At 61.6% G+C, this 16,876-nt stretch carries 18 protein-coding genes; 6 read left to right on the top strand and 12 right to left on the bottom strand.

Annotated elements, in window-relative coordinates:
- Positions 1-101 precede the first annotated feature (101 nt).
- From NUX07_RS07815 to secB, 4 genes are all read right to left on the bottom strand, one after another.
- The gene (locus NUX07_RS07815; RefSeq protein WP_265530009.1) at positions 102-809 is read right to left on the bottom strand and encodes a DUF4136 domain-containing protein; all 708 of its coding nucleotides are present in this window, start codon (positions 807-809) and stop codon (positions 102-104) included.
- A gap of 95 nt (positions 810-904) precedes the next feature.
- The gene (trpS, locus tag NUX07_RS07810) at positions 905-1,903 is read right to left on the bottom strand and encodes a tryptophan--tRNA ligase (RefSeq protein WP_265530778.1); all 999 of its coding nucleotides are present in this window, start codon (positions 1,901-1,903) and stop codon (positions 905-907) included.
- A 4-nt stretch (positions 1,904-1,907) separates the two neighbouring features.
- A complete protein-coding gene (murJ, locus tag NUX07_RS07805; protein ID WP_265530008.1) occupies positions 1,908-3,482 on the bottom strand; it encodes a murein biosynthesis integral membrane protein MurJ in 1,575 nt (524 codons plus the stop codon).
- A gap of 25 nt (positions 3,483-3,507) precedes the next feature.
- Positions 3,508-4,029 (bottom strand): protein-export chaperone SecB, encoded by a 522-nt coding sequence (gene secB, locus NUX07_RS07800; protein ID WP_265530007.1) that lies wholly within the window; start codon positions 4,027-4,029, stop codon positions 3,508-3,510.
- A gap of 183 nt (positions 4,030-4,212) precedes the next feature.
- Between secB and NUX07_RS07795 the strand changes: the two genes are divergently transcribed.
- The 4 genes from NUX07_RS07795 to NUX07_RS07780 all read left to right on the top strand — a co-directional run bounded on the left by NUX07_RS07795 (position 4,213) and on the right by NUX07_RS07780 (position 8,281).
- Positions 4,213-4,857 (top strand): Tim44/TimA family putative adaptor protein, encoded by a 645-nt coding sequence (locus NUX07_RS07795; protein ID WP_265530006.1) that lies wholly within the window; start codon positions 4,213-4,215, stop codon positions 4,855-4,857.
- A 128-nt stretch (positions 4,858-4,985) separates the two neighbouring features.
- The gene (gene mltA / locus NUX07_RS07790; protein ID WP_322597193.1) at positions 4,986-5,981 is read left to right on the top strand and encodes a murein transglycosylase A; all 996 of its coding nucleotides are present in this window, start codon (positions 4,986-4,988) and stop codon (positions 5,979-5,981) included.
- Entirely contained in the window at positions 5,962-6,492 is a 531-nt protein-coding gene (locus tag NUX07_RS07785; RefSeq protein ID WP_265530004.1) for a Smr/MutS family protein, read from the top strand. Before mltA ends, NUX07_RS07785 begins: the two co-directional genes overlap by 20 nt.
- A gap of 106 nt (positions 6,493-6,598) precedes the next feature.
- On the top strand, positions 6,599-8,281 hold the full coding sequence (locus tag NUX07_RS07780) for a putative bifunctional diguanylate cyclase/phosphodiesterase (protein WP_265530003.1): 1,683 nt from the start codon (positions 6,599-6,601) through the stop codon (positions 8,279-8,281).
- Here NUX07_RS07780 and dapE read toward each other — a convergent pair.
- Positions 8,274-9,398, bottom strand: coding sequence for a succinyl-diaminopimelate desuccinylase (gene dapE / locus NUX07_RS07775; protein ID WP_265530002.1), 1,125 nt, complete (start codon positions 9,396-9,398; stop codon positions 8,274-8,276). The two genes, NUX07_RS07780 and dapE, sit on opposite strands and share 8 nt — an antisense overlap.
- Complete coding sequence (locus tag NUX07_RS07770; RefSeq protein ID WP_265530001.1) at positions 9,395-10,060, bottom strand: glutathione S-transferase family protein; 666 nt, start codon at positions 10,058-10,060, stop codon at positions 9,395-9,397. The genes dapE and NUX07_RS07770 overlap by 4 nt, the downstream gene beginning before the upstream one ends.
- A 53-nt stretch (positions 10,061-10,113) precedes the next feature.
- On the opposite strand from NUX07_RS07770, the gene NUX07_RS07765 reads away from it, so the two are divergent.
- On the top strand, positions 10,114-11,718 hold the full coding sequence (locus NUX07_RS07765) for a glycosyltransferase family 39 protein (RefSeq protein WP_265530000.1): 1,605 nt from the start codon (positions 10,114-10,116) through the stop codon (positions 11,716-11,718).
- Here NUX07_RS07765 and yihA read toward each other — a convergent pair.
- From yihA to NUX07_RS07735, 6 genes are all read right to left on the bottom strand, one after another.
- Positions 11,708-12,334 (bottom strand): ribosome biogenesis GTP-binding protein YihA/YsxC, encoded by a 627-nt coding sequence (gene yihA / locus NUX07_RS07760; protein WP_265529999.1) that lies wholly within the window; start codon positions 12,332-12,334, stop codon positions 11,708-11,710. The two genes, NUX07_RS07765 and yihA, sit on opposite strands and share 11 nt — an antisense overlap.
- A gap of 4 nt (positions 12,335-12,338) precedes the next feature.
- Positions 12,339-14,072: a membrane protein insertase YidC gene (yidC, locus tag NUX07_RS07755; protein ID WP_265529998.1), complete on the bottom strand. Its 1,734-nt coding sequence runs from the start codon at positions 14,070-14,072 to the stop codon at positions 12,339-12,341.
- Between the two features lie 26 nt (positions 14,073-14,098).
- Entirely contained in the window at positions 14,099-14,311 is a 213-nt protein-coding gene (gene yidD, locus NUX07_RS07750) for a membrane protein insertion efficiency factor YidD (protein ID WP_265529997.1), read from the bottom strand.
- On the bottom strand, positions 14,311-14,625 hold the full coding sequence (gene rnpA / locus NUX07_RS07745) for a ribonuclease P protein component (RefSeq protein WP_265530777.1): 315 nt from the start codon (positions 14,623-14,625) through the stop codon (positions 14,311-14,313). Before rnpA ends, yidD begins: the two co-directional genes overlap by 1 nt.
- 5 nt (positions 14,626-14,630) lie before the next feature.
- The gene (gene rpmH / locus NUX07_RS07740; RefSeq protein WP_265530776.1) at positions 14,631-14,765 is read right to left on the bottom strand and encodes a 50S ribosomal protein L34; all 135 of its coding nucleotides are present in this window, start codon (positions 14,763-14,765) and stop codon (positions 14,631-14,633) included.
- 81 nt (positions 14,766-14,846) lie between these two features.
- Positions 14,847-15,176, bottom strand: a complete 330-nt coding sequence (locus NUX07_RS07735) for a hypothetical protein (RefSeq protein ID WP_265529996.1) — start codon at positions 15,174-15,176, stop codon at positions 14,847-14,849.
- 145 nt (positions 15,177-15,321) lie between these two features.
- Between NUX07_RS07735 and NUX07_RS07730 the strand changes: the two genes are divergently transcribed.
- Positions 15,322-16,830, top strand: coding sequence for a YifB family Mg chelatase-like AAA ATPase (locus NUX07_RS07730; RefSeq protein WP_265529995.1), 1,509 nt, complete (start codon positions 15,322-15,324; stop codon positions 16,828-16,830).
- The last annotated feature ends 46 nt before the right edge of the window (positions 16,831-16,876 follow it).

The raw sequence follows: 16,876 nt of genomic DNA, 5'->3' as shown, positions 1-16,876 counted from the left end.
GGGGTCTATCAGTCTGCCTCGCTTTGACAGAGACCACCCAACAAAAGAGGCCCGCCGGCACTTGTCCGACGGGCCTCGATTTTTCCCGCTCTAGAGAAAACTTAGTCGTCCTTCTCCGGCTTGACCGTGATCTTCACCGGCTTGCCATTGTTCCCCGGAAAGTCGGTGAACATGGCGGTGATGAGGTTGGGCACCAGCGTGCCCAGGTCATCGGTGCGGCTCCGCGCCTTGGCGGTACCCTCGAAGATCTGTTGATTATCCGCGGCGCGGCGAATATCGACTTCGAGCTCCGACTGATATTCGGTGAAGCTGCGGAAGCGCGGTTCGCCCCAGGGCGAATACCAGAAGGGATCGTCCCAGCCGTAATAGAAGCTGGCGCGACGACCGTAATAGCGGTGACGCGACCAATAGAACGGATCGCGGGCACGCAGGCGATACCACGGGTCATAGAAGCCATAATATCCATAGCGCGCGCGCACATCGAACGGGCTGTAAGCGCCCGGCCGGCGCACAATTCGTTCGCGGCCTTCATCGACGCCGTAGCCGACCTGCACAATCATCGTGGGCTCTTCGCCTTCGGCGGCAGGGCGATAACCCTCTTCGGCAAGCTCATCGGCGACCATGGCGGCATATTGCGAGAACCGAAGACCACCTTCGTCTTCCGGGTTCATCGGAACGACGACGAAAGTCTCGCCTTGCGGGGCCGGCATCGCCTCGAAGCGCTCGACCTGGGCAGGAAAACCGGTTGCGCAGGCTGTCAGCCCGAGCATCGCGGCGCCCGGCAGCGCCAGTTTGAAAAATTTACGCATCTCTAACCCTCGTGACACATCTCAATCGAGCGCTGTTATAGCACATTCGACCGTGAACGTAATCTGAAGGGCAAGTGTCGGAAATCCGACGCTTTTTATCTCCTGCGCAGACCGACTGCCTGGTAGGCCGCGTCGAGCGTGGGTTGGGCTAGCGCCGCAGCCTCTTGTGCTCCCGCATCGAGGATGCGGTCGAGCTCCGCTTCTTCCTTGCGAAGCTCAAGCAGGCGCGTGCGCAGCGGGCTGAGCAGCGCAATAAGCGCATCGGCGAGCGCGGGTTTGAAGTCGCCGAACCCTTTGCCTGCATAATCGGCAAGGACGGCATCGACGCTGCGGTCCTCGATCGCGGCCATGATGCCGACGAGGTTCCTGGCTTCCGCACGCTCCGCCAGGCCCTCGGCGCTTTCGGGCAGCGGCTCGGGATCGGTGCGCGCCTTGCGGATTTTCTGGAGGATCGTGTCGTCATCGTCGGTAAGGTTGATCCGAGACATGTCGCTTTCGGCCGACTTGGACATTTTCTCGGTCCCATTGCGCAAGCTCATGACGCGCGCTGCGGTGCCGCCACCAATATAGGGTGCCGGGGCAGTGAAAAGTTCGCTGCCCGTATGGTGGTTGAAGGCCTCGGCGATGTCGCGGGCCAATTCGATATGCTGCTTTTGATCATCGCCGACGGGCACATGCGTTGCTTGGTAAAGCAGCACGTCGGCGGCCTGCAGCACAGGGTAAGTGAACAGCCCGACGCTGGCCCGTTCCTTGTGCTTGCCGCTCTTGGCCTTGAACTGCGTCATGCGACTGAGCCAGCCCATTTTCGCGGTGCAGCCGAGGATCCAGGCAAGTTCTGGGTGGGCAGGGACGTCGCTATGCGCGAACAGGGTCGATTTTTCAGGGTCGATTCCGCTCGCGATAAGCGCGGCCGCCATCTCGCGGACGTTCTTGCGCAGCGTAGCGGGGTCGACATCGACCGTGATGGCGTGAAGATCGGCCAGGAAGAAAAGGCACTCGGTCTCCTCCTGCATCCGCACCCAGCGCAGGATCGCGCCCAGCAGATTGCCGAGGTGGAGATCGCCGGTGGGCTGGATGCCGGAGACGACACGCATGTCGCTATTGCTCATCTGTGACCTTCTTCTTGCGCATGAGGATGAGGATATCGGACTTGTCCATCGCGCCCGTGAACCAGGCTAGGGCAAGATAAACGATTCCGCCCGCGCCGACGATCGCGACCGTGCCGAGCACGCGCTTGCCCGCCGATGCGCCGAAATAAGTGTCGAGCTGGCCCTGCAACATGTAGATGATTGCCCCCATCACCGCAGCGGCTGCAAGCTGCTTGATGAGCCTGATCCCGAGCCAGCCTTCGATCTTGAAATGTCCCTTTGCGTGGAGGATGGCGTAGAGGATGAGCGCGTTGAGCCACGCCGAGATCGCGGTCGCGACAGGTAGAGTGACGATTCCGTATTCGTCGATGAAGAGATAATTGAGCAGCACGCCGAAGAAGAGCGTCGAAAGCGCCACGATGACCGGGGTGCGGATATTCTTGCGTGCGTAGAAGCCCGGCGCCAGCACCTTGATCATGACGTAGGCGGGCAGGCCAAGCACGAGAAGCGACAGCACGAGGCCCGACGTGGCGGCGTCCTCGGCGGTAAACTCGCCTCCTTTGAACAGCACCGTCATGATCGGTTGCGCGGCAACGGTGAGGCCTACCGCGGCGGGAATGGTCAGCAGCATTGCAAGCTCGGTCGCGCGACCTTGGACGTTGGCGGCCTGCTTGGATTCGTTGCGCTCGATATGGCGGCTGATGTTGGGCAGGATCGCGGTCGAGATCGCAGCGCCGATCAGTGCTAGCGGTAGCTGGTTCAAGCGGTCAGCCTGCTGGAGATAGACGAGCGTCCCCGTCTCCAGCCGCGTCGCGAAATAGAGATAGATGACCTGGCTGAGATAATAGCCGCCCGCGCCCAGCGTTGCGGGGAGGATGATGATCAGCAGTTCCTTGACGCGCGGCGTCATCCTGGGCGGGCGCAGCTTGAGGACGAGCCCGGCGCGTTTGGTCGCCCAGACCAGCAAGCCGAGCTGGAGCACGCCGCCAACCAGCACCGACCAGATCATGGCGCGCGCGGTGGTCTCGCCGCCCTGCGGGAAGAGAAGCAGCGCGCCGACCAGCGCGACATTGAGCAAGGCAGGCGCGAAAGCGGCTGCGGTGAACCGGTAAAGCGAGTTCAGAATGCCGCTGAACAGCGACACTAGGCTGATGAAAACGAGGTAGGGAAAGACGATCCGGCCGAGTTCGATCGACAGATCGTATTTAAGCGGGTCGTCGCTCCATTCTTCGCTCGTGACCCCCAATACGATCGCGGGCATGAAGACCACGAACAGCGCGGTGACGATGATCAGGATCGGCAGAAAGACTGCCTGCACCTCCTCGGCGAAACGCTTGGCTTCTGTAAGATCGCCGTCATCGCCTTTTTCCGTAAAGCGCGCGAACAGGGGCACGAAGCCCTGGCTAAACGCACCTTCCCCGAACAGCCGCCTGAGCAGGTTGGGCAGCTGGAACGCCCAGTAGAAGACGTCGGCAGCCGCGGAAGCGCCCATGATCCGCGCGAAAATCATTTCGCGCACGAAGCCGAGGATACGGCTGACCAGCGTCAGGCCACCAATCGTGCCCCCGGCTTTGATGAGGTTCATGGGCCGCCCTTGCCCTTAGACTGCTTTAGGCGTCCGCCGTCGGGGCGGGCTCGGCGGGGGTGCCGCCGTTGGTGCCACCCTGCTGGGCTTGAATCTGCTCGACATAGGCGCGGCGAAAATCGATGCCGTCGATCATCAGCGGAGGGAAGCCCGCATCGCCGATGGCATCGGCAATGATGCGGCGGGCGAACGGGAACAGGAAGCCCGGCGCATCGACGTGGAACCACGCATGCAGCTGGTCTTCGGTGATGTTCTGGAAGCCGTAAAGCCCGCAATAGGTCAGGTCGACGACGAAGTGGACGCCTTCGTCCGACTTGGCGCTGGCTTCGACCTTGAGGACGACTTCGCGCACGCCATCGGCAACCGCATTGACACCGATGTTGAAATTAACGTCGACGCGCGGCTGGGTTTTCCACTGGAACACCGCGGGCGAATTGGGATTTTCGACCGAAAGATCCTTGATGTACTGCGCCAGGCTCGCAATGTGAGGCGCGTTGTTGGCGTCATCGCCTGCTGGCGGCGGGGGAGGGGGCGTATCGTCGGCCATGAAAAACTCTCTTGTCTTAAGGATGAATGCGGCGCTGACAGCCGCGTCAAAATGCTGCGCTGCAACTAGCAAGCGCGGCGAGCGCACGCAACAAGCAGACGAATTAGACGTTCACCACTTTGAAATGCCGTTCGTGCAAGCCTATGTAGGACGGTAGAGACTCGTACAAGATTGGACCAAGCGTTGACCGCACTCGTCATACTCGCCCTTGTCGCCCTGTTCGTGGGGCTGCGCCTTTATAGCGTTCTCGGTGAGCGCACGGGGCATGAGCAGACCTTTGCCAAGGAGCCTGATGCGCCGGTCAAGAAACCCGACAATCCCAAGCTGCAGGGCCAGACGACCGCGACCGACGATTCGGGCAATGCCTATCTTCCGCTGGCCGGCCCCGGCGTCCGCGCGCTGCTGGCTGCCGATCCGGGCTTTGACGTTGCGCGGTTCCTCGAAGGCGCCGAAGGTGCCTATCGCATGATCCTCGAAGCTTTCTGGAAAGGCGAGCTCGAAGAGGTTCGGACCCTCGTCGGTCCCGAAGTCTACGAAGCCTTTGCCGGCGCCGTCGATGCGCGGGAAGATGCAGGCCTCAAGCTCGACAATCGCCTGGTCCACATCGACCAGTCGGTCATCGCCGCAGCCGAGCTTCACGATTCGGTGGCGGAGGTCACGGTCCGTTTCGAGGCGGACATCGCCGCTGTCACGCGAAACGCCGACGGCGATGTTGTCGCAGGTTCGCTCGACGATGCGGTGCAAACGCGCGATCGCTGGACTTTCCGCCGCGACATAGCGGACAGCGATCCCAACTGGATCCTCGTCGAGACTGACGAAGAAGAATGAGGCGGGCTCTTGCTGCCGGAACGGCGCTAGCGCTGGCCGCCTGCGCGTCGTCCACCAGCAATGTTTCTACCAGCGCCGCAGTCCCCACGACGGCGCTTGCTGCGGGGGTTGCGCTTGCACCAGCCGCGATGCTGTCCACGACGGAAGCGGCGCGTGCACTCGATGCTTTCAAGATCAGTTGTCCGCGGCTCGTCAGCCGCAACGATCAGTCGGGGCTCACTCGGACCGAGGACTGGGTGCCGCTATGCACCAAGGCGGCCAGCCTTTCACCGATCGACGCGGCAAGCTTTTTCGCGCGCGACTTTGCCTGGGTCGAAGTAGGCGCGGGCGAGGCGTTCGCGACCGGCTATTTCGAGCCCCGCATTCGCGGATCGCTGACCCGCCGCCCCGGATACGAGACGCCGATCTATGCGGTACCCGACGATCTCACGCGCGGCACCTTTTCTGACGGGAGTGGTGAAGGTCGCGGGCGATACGACGAGAACGGCAACTTCGTTCTCTATCACGACAGAACGGCGATCGAAGAGGGGGCGCTGGAAGGGCGCGGGCTCGAGATCGCGTGGGCCGCCGATCCCGTCGAGCTCTTTTTCCTGCAAATCCAGGGGTCGGGGCAATTGCTGCTCCCTGACGGGCGCGTCGCACGCATCGGCTACGCGAACCAGAATGGCCGCGAATATGTCGCCATCGGTCGGTTGCTACGCGAACGCGGGTTGCTCGAGGGCGGCATTACCATGCAGCGCATCGTCGACTGGCTCAAGGCCAATCCCGAAGCGGGCCGCGACCTGATGCGCGAGAACAAATCCTATATCTTCTTCCGGCTGATCGAGGGCCCCGGGCCGCTCGGGGCATTGAATGTGCCGGTAACGCCGCGCGGAACCGTGGCCGCCGACCCGAAGTTCGTGCCGCTCGGTGCGCCCGTCTGGCTCAATCTGGAAGCCGACGTCGCGGATGGGCTGTGGATCGCGCAGGATACGGGCGGTGCGATCAAGGGTGCCAATCGGTTCGACACTTTCTGGGGTGCCGGCGACGACGCGCGCACGATCGCGGGCGGCATGGCCAGCCGCGGGTCGGCGCGTATCCTTCTTCCCAAATCGGCGGCGCGCCGTGCGCAAGCTAGGCGCTGACGAAGCGGCCCTGTGGGCCAAAGTGGTGGCCACGGTCGAACCCTTGTCGCGCGATCCGGCGACCCGCGAACCGACGAAAAGCCTCAAGAAAATGAAGGTTCCGCCGCCGCGCGGGGACTATGTGCCGCCGCGTCCCAAAACGCCCGCGAAGCCGCCGAGCGTGGTGCCAACCAGCGGCGGGCTCGATGGCGGCTGGGACAAGCGGCTGAGCCAGGGCAGGGTTGCGCCTGATCGGGTGATCGACCTTCATGGTCATCGGCTCGATGATGCCTGGGAAGCGATCGACCGTGGTCTGGGGGATGCCATCGCATCAGGCGACAGGCTGGTCCTGCTCATCACCGGACACCCGCCAAAAGGCGCACCGCCGGTCGAGCGCGGTCGCATCCGCGCGGCAGTTCATGACTGGCTCGGCGCTTCGCGCCATAGCGGCCAAATCGCGACGGTACGCGGCGCCCACCAACGTCATGGCGGACGCGGCGCGCTCTATGTGGTGCTCCGTCGCCAGCGGTAATGGTGCACCGTTTCTTAACCCTCTTTCGCTAAGTCGGATCCTGAACAGAAAGGCCCTTCCTTTGCCGCGGGAGGGCCTAGTGCAATCGGGACGTTCGCAAGCAGGAATGAAAAAAGTCAGCGCCCTCAAGATTTCCAATGTCATCCTGTCGGGGTTGGCGGGGCTGGCTTCGTTCGTCTTTTCGCTGGCTGTCTTCCTTCATATCCATGAGATCAACCAGCAGGTATTGGCCTCGATCGTCGCGGGCCTGTTCTGCCTGATCATCAGCTATATCGCAGCGGAGCGTCCCGATACCAAAAGCGTCAAGGCGATGCGCGATCTCGGTGACCGCCTGCTCGCGGTCGAGCAGGGCGACCTGACCAGCCCTGCTCCCGAAAGCGTCCAAAAGTCGCTTCCCGAAGTGGCGAGCGCGGTTGATACGCTTTTTGCCGAGGTGCGCACGTCGATCGAAAATGCGCATGCCCTGGGCATGTTCGATCCGGTCACGTCGCTTCCCAACCGACTGCATTTCCGCGCCGAGGCCGACAAGATGTTGGCGAGCCGCAAGGATGGCGAACGCGCCGCGATGTTGTTCGTCGATCTCGACCGGTTCAAGGCCGTCAACGACAGTCTTGGCCATGCCCGCGGCGATCAGTTGCTGACGATGGTGGCCAACCGCCTGCGTGTCGTGGTGACGGCCGAAGGCGAGGGGGATGGAGCCTCTCGCCCCCTGCTGGCGCGCCTTGCAGGCGATGAGTTCACGATCTTCTTCCCCGGTATCGTCAGCGAGGACCACGCCGAGCGGATCGGTCGGCGGATCGCGATCTCGATCAGTGAACCTTTCGAGCTTCACGGTCATTCGATCGATATCGGCGCGTCGGTCGGTGTGGCCATGTGCCCCGAAAATGGCGCCAAGATCGAGACGCTGATGCGCTCGGCCGATATCGCCATGTACCGCGCCAAGTCGCTTGGCGGCGGGCGTCATGTGCTATTTTCGGCCGAATTGCAGCGCCAGTACGAACAGAAAGTCTCGATTGAGAAAGCGCTGACGCAAGCCCTCCACAACGGCGAATTTACGCTCGCCGTGCAGCCGCAACTCGATCTGGTAACCGGCGACATCAGCGGGGCGGAAGCCTTGCTCCGCTGGCAACACGAAGATGGCGTGCGCATGCCCGAAAGCTTCATGGGCGTTGCCGAAAGCTGCGGCATCATCGCCGACATCGGCGACTGGGTGATGGAAGAATGCGCGGCGATCCTTGGCCAGTGGCAGCAAGAAGGCAAGCCGCGCCGTCTCGCCTTCAACATCAGTCCGCGGCAACTCGACCGCGCCGACTTCTTCGATCGGCTGCGCGCCATATTCGAGGACGCGGGAGTGCCGCTGAGCCTCGTCGAACTCGAATTTACCGAATCAACCGCGATGCGTGTCAGCCGCGAACAGCAGGCGCAGATCGCCGCACTTCGCGCCGATGGTGCTTATATCGTGATCGACGACTTCGGTACCGGCTATTCGAACATTGCGCGACTGCGCACCATGCCGCTCGACCGCGTCAAGCTCGATCCCAGCCTGGTGGTGGATATCGACAAGGACGACCAGGCGCGCGACATCGTGCAGGCTGTCATCACGCTCGTGCGTTCGGTCGGCGCGCAAATCGTCGCGGAAGCCATCGAAAATAGCGATCAGGCCGATATTTTGCGCGCCATGGGTGTGCGCACGGTGCAGGGCTTCGTGTTCGCCGAACCGATGGAAGTCGACCAGTTCTTCGACTGGGTCGCCAACGCCGACCGCGCCGTGGCGAACAGGGTTAGCTGAACACCCTTTTCAAGACATTTCGATAGATGCGGGTGAGCGCTTCGATATCCTCGATGCGCGCTGCTTCGCCGATCTTGTGCATGGTCGCATTGGGTAGTCCGAAATCAATCACGGGGGCTATTTCGATAAGGAAACGCCCGTCGGACGTACCGCCCTTGGTCGACAGATTGGTCTCGATGCCGGTCTCCTCTTTGATCGCGGCCACGACGACATCGTAAAGCTCGCCAGATGGCGTAAGGAAACTTTCGCCGGAAATCCGTGTGCGCACGATAGCCTCGGGTTCGACGTCATGGACGCGGCGCGTCAACTCTTCGGATAGACCCTTGCCCGTCTGCAAATCGGTGAAGCGGATGTTCAGCTGAGCGGTGGCCATGCCCGGGATGACGTTCGAAGCATTGGTGCTGGTGGTCAGCGACACAAACTCGAGATTGGACGGCTGGAAAGCATCGCTCCCTTCGTCGATCACCCACGCATCGAGCGCACTGACGATGCGCGCCAGCGGGGGCACCGGGTTCTCGGCAAGGTGGGGATAGGCGACATGGCCCTGGTGGCCGGGCATCTCGATCCAGACATTCAACGACCCGCGTCGACCGACTTTCACCGTGTCACCAAGCGTGTCGACCGACGTCGGTTCGCCGATGAGGATCATGTCGGGCGTGATGGAATGTTCCTTGAGCCAATCGATAATGCGCGGCGTGCCGTAGGTGGCGTAGCCTTCTTCATCGCCCGTGATCAGGAAGGAGAGGGTGCCTGTGTCGGGCAGGTTGCCTTCGAGCGCGGCGACCATGCAGGCGATCGCGCTCTTCATGTCGCAGGCGCCGCGGCCCGTCAGCACACCGTCTTCTACTTGGGGCTCGAAGGCATCGTGCGTCCATCCATCACCTGGAGGGACGACGTCGAGATGGCCGGCGAACGCGAAATGCGGGCCCGGTTGCCCGGTATCGCGAATGGCGACCATATTTTCGGTCGGGCCATCGGGCTCTTCGCCAAGCACGAAGCGGTGGCAGGTAAAACCGAGTGGCGCGAGCGCTCCTTCGAGCACGTCGAACACCGGCCCCTTCGCGGGCGTGACGCTGTGGCAGGCGATCAGCCTCATTGCCAGCTCGACAGCGCTCATTGGGCGCCGTCCGGTTCGTAAGCCTCGATCGTCCAGGGTTCATCCTGCGCGAGTTCGATCCATTCCATCACGTCGGGGTGGCGCATCACGGCATCGCCATAGGCCGCGGCGAAATTGGGCAGGGGAACGCTGTACGTCACAAAGCGCGTGACGACCGGCGCGTACATCATGTCCGCAGCGCTCCACTTTCCGAAGAGAAAATCGCCTTCGCCGCCAAAGCGCGCGCGTGCCTGCGCCCATGTCTCGAGGATGCGCATGATTTCCGCCTTCACCTCGTCGCTGATGGGGTGGTTGGCGACACGACGCCGCACGTTCATCGGCAGGTCACGGCGAAGGTTAGGGAAGCTGGAATGCATCTCCGCGGCCATCGAGCGGGCCATGGCGCGCGCGCTTAGGTCGTCCGGCCAATAGGCGTCGCGGCCGAACTTGTCGGCGCAATATTCGATGATGGCCAGGCTGTCCCAGATGACGTCGTCGCCATCCCACAACACCGGCACCTTGCCCGCGCTGGCGGCAAACTCGTTGCCCTCGCGCTGGTTGTCCCAATCCTTGTCGAACAACGGCACGACGAGTTCCTCGAACTCCACGCCCGACGCCTTCAACGCCAACCACCCGCGCATGGACCAGCTCGAATAAGCGCGGTTGCCGATAAAGAGTTTCATTGCGAAGTAACTTTCGGTCTAAGACTTGTACGTTTGCGCGAGAGGATCGCGGGGTGACGAAGCTGAGCGGACATAGAAGTGAGGGGGGCATCTTGGCAATGGTGCGCACTCAGTGGTGGCTCGCTGTGATCGTTTTATCTGGTTTCGCCATCCGCATGATAAATATCGGGGCCCCTCCATTGTGGGGTGACGAAGCGCTGACTTTAGTCATATCTGATTTCAGTCTACGAGACCTCTTCATTCGGCCTGTCGATCCCACTCCCGGCCTTTATTATGCGGTACACAAAAGCGTCTTGCCGTTCGGACACGATCCCTGGGTACATCGCATCCCGTTGCTTGTATTCGGCACGCTGACAATACCTGCTACCTTTGTGTTAGGTCGGAATGTAGGTGGAACGCGGGTCGGCCTATTTACTGCGGCCTGCAGCGCATTCGCGTTTCCGCTAATTGATTACTCTCAAGAAGCCCGTGCTTATTCATTGCTGGTCCTACTGACCACACTTTCCGCTGCGGGGGCGTGCGGAATATTTGGTCGCGAAAAGACAGAACGTGCCGGTTGGACGGGGCTGTTTTGGACTGCGGGTATTCTGTCCATTTACACACATCCGGTGGGTTGGTTTTGGTTTGTTCCCGCTGTCGCAACGGTGCTTTTGATTCGGGTCCACACAAAAGAGTGCAGCTTCATGCGCGCGGTTTTTATTGGCCTTGCAACCGTTCTGCTTGTTGCGCCAGAAGCCCGGCGCCTCACCCAATTTGCGGCAGTGGATGCCGGTGGTTTTGACTGGAACACGCAGTGGTCAGGGGCTGAGCTTTTCGTTAGGCTTGGAGGATTGGTTCTTCCCTCCCATCTGGAGCCGCTTGGGCCGGTGGCCAGTCCCCTGATGCATTTCCTTTTCTTATTGTGCCTCGGCGCGCTGATGCTTCTGACTTACTCTTTCTGGAAAGCCCGTGTTGGACAGACCGTGTCATTTTCCACGATGGTCCTTTTATCGATTTTAGCCAGTCTTCCAATCTTACTTTGGACGGTCGGTTTTCTGACCACACCAGTGTTGCTTACGCGAACCATGTTGCCGACCATTCCAGCTTATTTCGTATTGTACGGACTTCTGAGTAGGCGCTTGTCGCTCCTTGGTAGCACTTTCTGTGTGGCACTCTTTCTTGCAGAAAGCCTTTTTCTACTTCCGATAGCCCACAAAGATGCTCGTTCATGGCCAACCGTGGTAACTCCGTTGGAAAGACAACAAGACACGGATGTCTTGGTAATTTGTCCAGAGAACCGGGGAGCGGCCATGCTGGCCCTCCGTCCGGATTTGTCGAATTTTGAAAAGGTCCTATTCGTTTCCGATCTTGGTTTGGTTGCGTTGCAAGGCCCCTTGACCCTGGACTCATTCTCTGAGGCGGTTTGGAAGCCGCTCACTCCCGCAAATCGCGAAGTTAATGTGATCCGCAAAAAAACGATTGCAATCCGCTCGCTAGTGATGGTCGACATTTATTGTTCTAGTCCGAAATCACGACCATGGGAGCGCGATATGTTAGGCGTGGTCGGGATCGATGCAGATAGCAATTCTCACTCAAGAATTATTGGTCACACTGTTAGTCGGTATGAGTGGGATGCGCCCAAAGCGCTGGATTACATTGTTCTCGGATCTAAGCTCTGATCGCATCTAGCACTGCGGTGCGCAGTTCTTCCATGCCGTAGCCCTTCTCGGCGCTCGTAACGATCAATTCGGGAAAGGCGGCGGGATGTTTTTTAGCTTCGGCTGCGACGGCCTCCTCGATCTTCACCTTGTCCTTGGCCTTCACCTTGTCGGTTTTGGTCAGGACGATCTGGTAGGTGATCGCGGCGCCGTCCATCATCTTCATCATGTCGCGATCAACGTCCATGATGCCGCGGCGACTGTCGATGAGGAGAAAGCAGCGCTGGAGCGCGGCGCGGCCCTTCAGATAGCTTTCGACCAGATTGCGCCATTTCTTGACGACATTGACCGGCGCCTTGGCAAAACCATAGCCCGGCATGTCGACAAGGCGCAGCGCAAGCGGATCGCCCACTTCGAAGAAGTTCAATTCCTGCGTGCGCCCTGGGGTGACCGAGGCGCGGGCGAGCTTCTTGCGACCGGTGAGCGCGTTGAGAAGGCTCGACTTGCCGACATTGGAACGTCCGGCGAAGGCGACTTCGGGCGCGATCGGATCGGGCAGGAACTTGAGCTGCGGGGCCGAGAGGAGAAACTCCACCCGGCCTGTCAGCAATTTTCGCGCCTCTTCCTCACGCGTCATCGATCTAGGCCTTCGTAGCCTTGGCCTCGACCACGTCGGGCGGATTATCCTTGTCGTAGCGCCAGTAAAAGAACTTCTGCTGTGCCAGCGTCAGGATGTTGTTGGCGACCCAGTAAAGCTGCAGGCCCGCCGCGAACGGCGCCATCACGACCATCAGCACCCACGGCATGATGCCGAAAATCTGCTTCTGGACCGGATCGGTCACCGGCGTCGGATTGAGCTTGAACTGCAGCCACATCGACACGCCCAGCAGGATCGGCAGTACGCCGATCGCAATGAAGCTCGGCGGCGTGAAGTCGAGCAGGCCAAACAGGTTGACCGGCGTTAGCGGATCGGGCGCCGACAAGTCCTTGAGCCACAGCACGAAGGGCTGGTGACGCATTTCGACGCTGACAAGCAGCACCTTGTAGAGCGCGTAGAAGATCGGAATCTGCAACAGGATCGGCAGGCAGCCGGCGAGCGGATTGATCTTCTCGGCCTGGTAAAGCTTCATCATTTCCTGCTGGAGCTTGGGCTTGTCGTCCTTGTATCGATCCTGCAGCGCCTTCAACTTTGGCTGGACGCGGCGCATGCCCGCGAAGCTGCGAAACTGCTTGTTGGCGATGGGATAGAGGACGAGGCGCACCAGCACGGTGAGCAGGATGATCGCGACACCGAAATTGCCGGTGACCATGAAGAGCCAGCGCAGCAGGTCGAAGATCGGGCGCATGAACCATTCGAACCAGCCCCAATCGATCGATTTGGACAGGCGCTGGACGCCCGCATCCTCATATTCGTCGAGGAGCTTCTTTTCCTTGGCGCCGGCAAAGAGGCGCGATTCGACGATCTTGGCGGTGCCGGGCTCGACGATCATGCCGCTGCCGACATAATCGGTCTGGTAGCCGGTGACGTCGCCGCCATCGCCCTTGATCGCCTGCATCGTTGCGCGCACCGGCGTATTTTGTGAGGGGATCAGCGCGGTCAGCCAATATTTGTCGGTGAAACCGATCCAGCCGCCCGTCGTGCTGAAGGTCTGGGCGCCTTCGTCTTCGAGATCGTCATAATCGACGTCGTAGGTCGCTTCATTGTTGAAGACGCCCATCGGACCGTTGTGCACGTTGAACATCGTGCGGCTTTCGTCGATGCCGGCGCGGCGTGCGCGGGCATAGGTGCCGACACCGACCGCGCCCGGGCCGCGATTTTCGATGCGCTGGTCGACGGTGAAGAGGTAATTCTCATCAACTGCGAAAATAAGCTTGAACGTCTGCCCGCTATCGTTCGACCAGCTCAGCGTGACCGGCGTCTGCGGGGTCAGGACCTCGCCGTCGCTGGTCCACCGCGTTGTCGAGGTCGGGACCTCGATACCATCGCTGGTCCATCCGAACTCGGTGAAATAGGCGTCGGGCGTGCGGCTTGGCGACAGCAGGCGTACCGGCCCGCTTTCGTCGTCCAGTTCGACGCTATGATCGGTCATGGTCAGGTCGTCGATGCGACCGCCGATGAGGTTGATCGAACCATCGAGACGCGGCGTTTCGATGGCGACGCGGCTGTTTCCTCCCAGCGCATCCTCAAGGCTGCGCGGCGGCAGGGGCGCGGCGTCGTTGGCGGCGACGGTATCGCCTGCGTTTGGCACCACCTGTTCGTTGACCGGCTGCTCGGCGGGCAGGTCTTCGGTCGAGGTCGGGAACAGGATCGACCAGCCGAATAGCACCATGGCGCTGAGCACCAGTGCGAGGATGAGGTTCTTGTTATCGCCCAAGGCGCTTCTCTCTTATCGTCTGCAGGCTAGGGGACCGGATCATGGCCTTGTCCCCCCCAGGGATGGCAACGTGCGATGCGTTTGACGGCAAGCCAGCCGCCTTTCAAGGCCCCATAGCGTTCAATCGCGGTGATCGCATAGGCCGAACAGGATGGCTGGTAACGGCAGGTGGGCGGCAGGATGCGCGACGGGCCCTTCTGCCAAGCCTTCGTCACCAAGATCATCAGGCGCCCGAGCATCAGCCGAGCCGCTCGAGCGCGGCGGAAAGATCGTCGCCAAGCTTGGCGAAATCGCGATCGATCCCACGCTGGCGCCCGATCAGCACATGATCCGCGCCCGCAACACCGCGTTCGGGAAGGATGGCGCGTACCAGTTCGCGTAAGCGGCGCTTCATGCGATTGCGCACGACCGCGTTGCCGACCTTTCTGGAGACGGTCAGGCCATAACGGATGGCGGGATCGTCATCCTTGCGGTCGCGCACCAGCAGCACGAAGCCGGGCATGGCAACGCGCTTGCCGCGGTTTGCAGCAAGGAAATCGCTTCTTTTTGTGATTACGCTCAGGCGCTCAGGCGCTTGCGGCCCTTCGCCCGACGGCGGGCCAGAACCTTGCGACCGTTGGCGTCGGCCATCCGCGCGCGGAATCCGTGACGGCGGTTGCGGACCAGGTTGCTCGGCTGAAAAGTGCGCTTCATCGCTCATGCCTCTAAAATCGAAATGAAAAGGGCCGCTCTTCGCGGCCTCGCTTGAGGGCGCCATTAAGGGCATGACGCCCATTAGTCAACGTCTTCGGCGATATGACTCGCATCGGCGACACGATTTTCTTGGCCCTGTTTGCGCGCCTTGCGGCGACGCAGTGCGCTTTTACGCCTGAGACCAAGATCCGCCCATCGCCCGGCTTCGGGCTGCCAGCGCTTGAACCGCACATATTGGCGCCGCGCCCAGCGACTGGTGCGCAGCATCAATGCCAGGCCAAAGGCAAAGACGAAAACACCGCCGGGGCCCGGGATGGCACCCACCACCGGCGAGATGAGAACGACGATGACGCCAAGCGCGAACATGACCGTTCGCGTCGGCTCCTTGTCGATCCATTTCTTCTTGCGCACCACCATTGGTCACATGTGGTACCCGTGTGTTGCATTCACAAGACGGCCGGTGACTTGTTTTTCAACTTTTCGCGGTTACGGTCGGCTCTGCCGAAGCCAGGAGGGATGTGACCCTAATTATTTGTGCCCTGCGAGGGCAGCGCTGATGGTCGCAACCGTCATGACCGTGGCCTATCTCGGGCTCGAAGCGCGTTCGGTGGAATGCCAGGTACAATTGAGCAGCGGTATCCCCGCCTTCATCGTCGTCGGCCTGCCCGACAAGGCGGTCGCGGAGAGCCGCGAACGCGTGCGCGCGGCGTTGGGCGCGGTCGGGCTCGCATTGCCGCCCAAGCGGATCGTCGTGAACCTGTCGCCGGCCGACCTGCCTAAGGAAGGCTCGCACTACGATCTTCCGATTGCGCTGGGACTGCTGGCGGCGATCGGCGCGATCGATGCGGACATGCTTTCGCATTATGTCGCCGTGGGCGAATTGGGGTTGGACGGGCGTATCACGCCCAGCCCGGGCGTGCTGCTCGCGGCGCTTCATGCCAGCAGCGAAGACATGGGGTTGATCTGCCCCGAGGAGCAGGGTCCCGAGGCGGCATGGGCCGGCGACGTCGAAGTGCTGGCACCGCGAGACCTGTTGGCGTTGATCGCGCACTTCAAGGGCACCACATTGTTGCAGTCCCCCGAGCCGGGTGAGGCTGAAGCCTTGGGCGTCGGACCCGATCTTGCAGAAGTGAAAGGGCAGGAGACCGCCAAGCGCGCGCTCGAGATCGCGGCCGCTGGCGGGCACAATCTCCTGATGAGCGGGCCGCCGGGATCGGGCAAGTCGATGCTGGCTGCCTGCTTGCCGTCGATATTGCCGCCTTTGTCGCCTGGCGAAGCACTCGAAGTGTCGATGATTGCCAGCGTTTCGGGCGATCTGACCGGGGGCGTCATGAAACGTCGTCGCCCTTTTCGGGCGCCGCACCATTCGGCCTCGATGCCGGCGCTGGTCGGCGGCGGATTGAAAGTGAAGCCCGGCGAGATCAGCTTGGCCCACTTGGGCGTCCTGTTCCTCGACGAGCTGCCCGAATTTCAGCGTGGAGTCCTCGATTCGCTTCGCCAGCCGATCGAAACGGGGACGGTCGATGTCGCCCGCGCTAATGCGCACGTGACCTTTCCGGCGCAGTTCCAGCTCATAGCGGCGATGAACCCCTGCCGCTGCGGGCATCTGGGCGATCCGGCGCTGGCCTGTAGCCGCGCGCCGCGCTGCGCAGCAGACTACCAGGCAAAGATTTCGGGCCCGCTGATCGACCGCATCGATTGCCACGTCGAGGTCGCCGCCGTCAGTGCCGCCGACCTGTCACTACCGCCGCCTGCGGAAGGATCAGCGGAAGTTGCCAAGCGAGTTGCAACCGCGCGCGAGATCCAGCGCGAGCGATACGTCGATCACGACATCCGCATCAATGCGGAGGCCTCGGGCAAGCTGTTGGAGGCTGTCGCCACTCCGGACGAAGCAGGGTCGAAGCTGCTTCGCGATGCAGCTGCGGCGATGCGTCTGTCCGCGCGCGGCTATCACCGCGTGCTGCGCGTGGCGCGGACGATCGCGGATCTTGCGGGCGCGGCGACTGTCGGACGCATCCATGTCGCCGAAGCGCTGAGCTATCGCCATCAGCCGCCGCGTAACTGATTGCATCGGCGCAGCAGCTTCGCTAGGCAGCCCGCTCGCTGGTTAA

The organism is Sphingomicrobium marinum (genome assembly GCF_026157105.1).
Lineage (GTDB): Bacteria > Pseudomonadota > Alphaproteobacteria > Sphingomonadales > Sphingomonadaceae > Sphingomicrobium > Sphingomicrobium marinum.
Note: the sequence above shows the minus strand (reverse complement) of the source record. Positions and strands in the feature narration are given on the sequence as shown.

Excerpts from the sequence above, each read along its gene's own strand:
- NUX07_RS07730 (WP_265529995.1), top strand. The coding sequence starts at position 15,322 with ATGGTCGCAACCGTCATGACCGTGGCCTATCTCGGGCTCGAAGCGCGT.
- trpS (WP_265530778.1), bottom strand. The coding sequence starts at position 1,903 with ATGCGTGTCGTCTCCGGCATCCAGCCCACCGGCGATCTCCACCTCGGC.
- yihA (WP_265529999.1), bottom strand. The coding sequence starts at position 12,334 with ATGACGCGTGAGGAAGAGGCGCGAAAATTGCTGACAGGCCGGGTGGAG.
- secB (WP_265530007.1), bottom strand. The coding sequence starts at position 4,029 with ATGGCCGACGATACGCCCCCTCCCCCGCCGCCAGCAGGCGATGACGCC.
- rpmH (WP_265530776.1), bottom strand. The coding sequence starts at position 14,765 with ATGAAGCGCACTTTTCAGCCGAGCAACCTGGTCCGCAACCGCCGTCAC.
- dapE (WP_265530002.1), bottom strand. The coding sequence starts at position 9,398 with ATGAGCGCTGTCGAGCTGGCAATGAGGCTGATCGCCTGCCACAGCGTC.
- NUX07_RS07815 (WP_265530009.1), bottom strand. The coding sequence starts at position 809 with ATGCGTAAATTTTTCAAACTGGCGCTGCCGGGCGCCGCGATGCTCGGG.
- NUX07_RS07780 (WP_265530003.1), top strand. The coding sequence starts at position 6,599 with ATGAAAAAAGTCAGCGCCCTCAAGATTTCCAATGTCATCCTGTCGGGG.
- yidD (WP_265529997.1), bottom strand. The coding sequence starts at position 14,311 with ATGCTCGGGCGCCTGATGATCTTGGTGACGAAGGCTTGGCAGAAGGGC.
- mltA (WP_322597193.1), top strand. The coding sequence starts at position 4,986 with ATGCTGTCCACGACGGAAGCGGCGCGTGCACTCGATGCTTTCAAGATC.
- NUX07_RS07770 (WP_265530001.1), bottom strand. The coding sequence starts at position 10,060 with ATGAAACTCTTTATCGGCAACCGCGCTTATTCGAGCTGGTCCATGCGC.
- murJ (WP_265530008.1), bottom strand. The coding sequence starts at position 3,482 with ATGAACCTCATCAAAGCCGGGGGCACGATTGGTGGCCTGACGCTGGTC.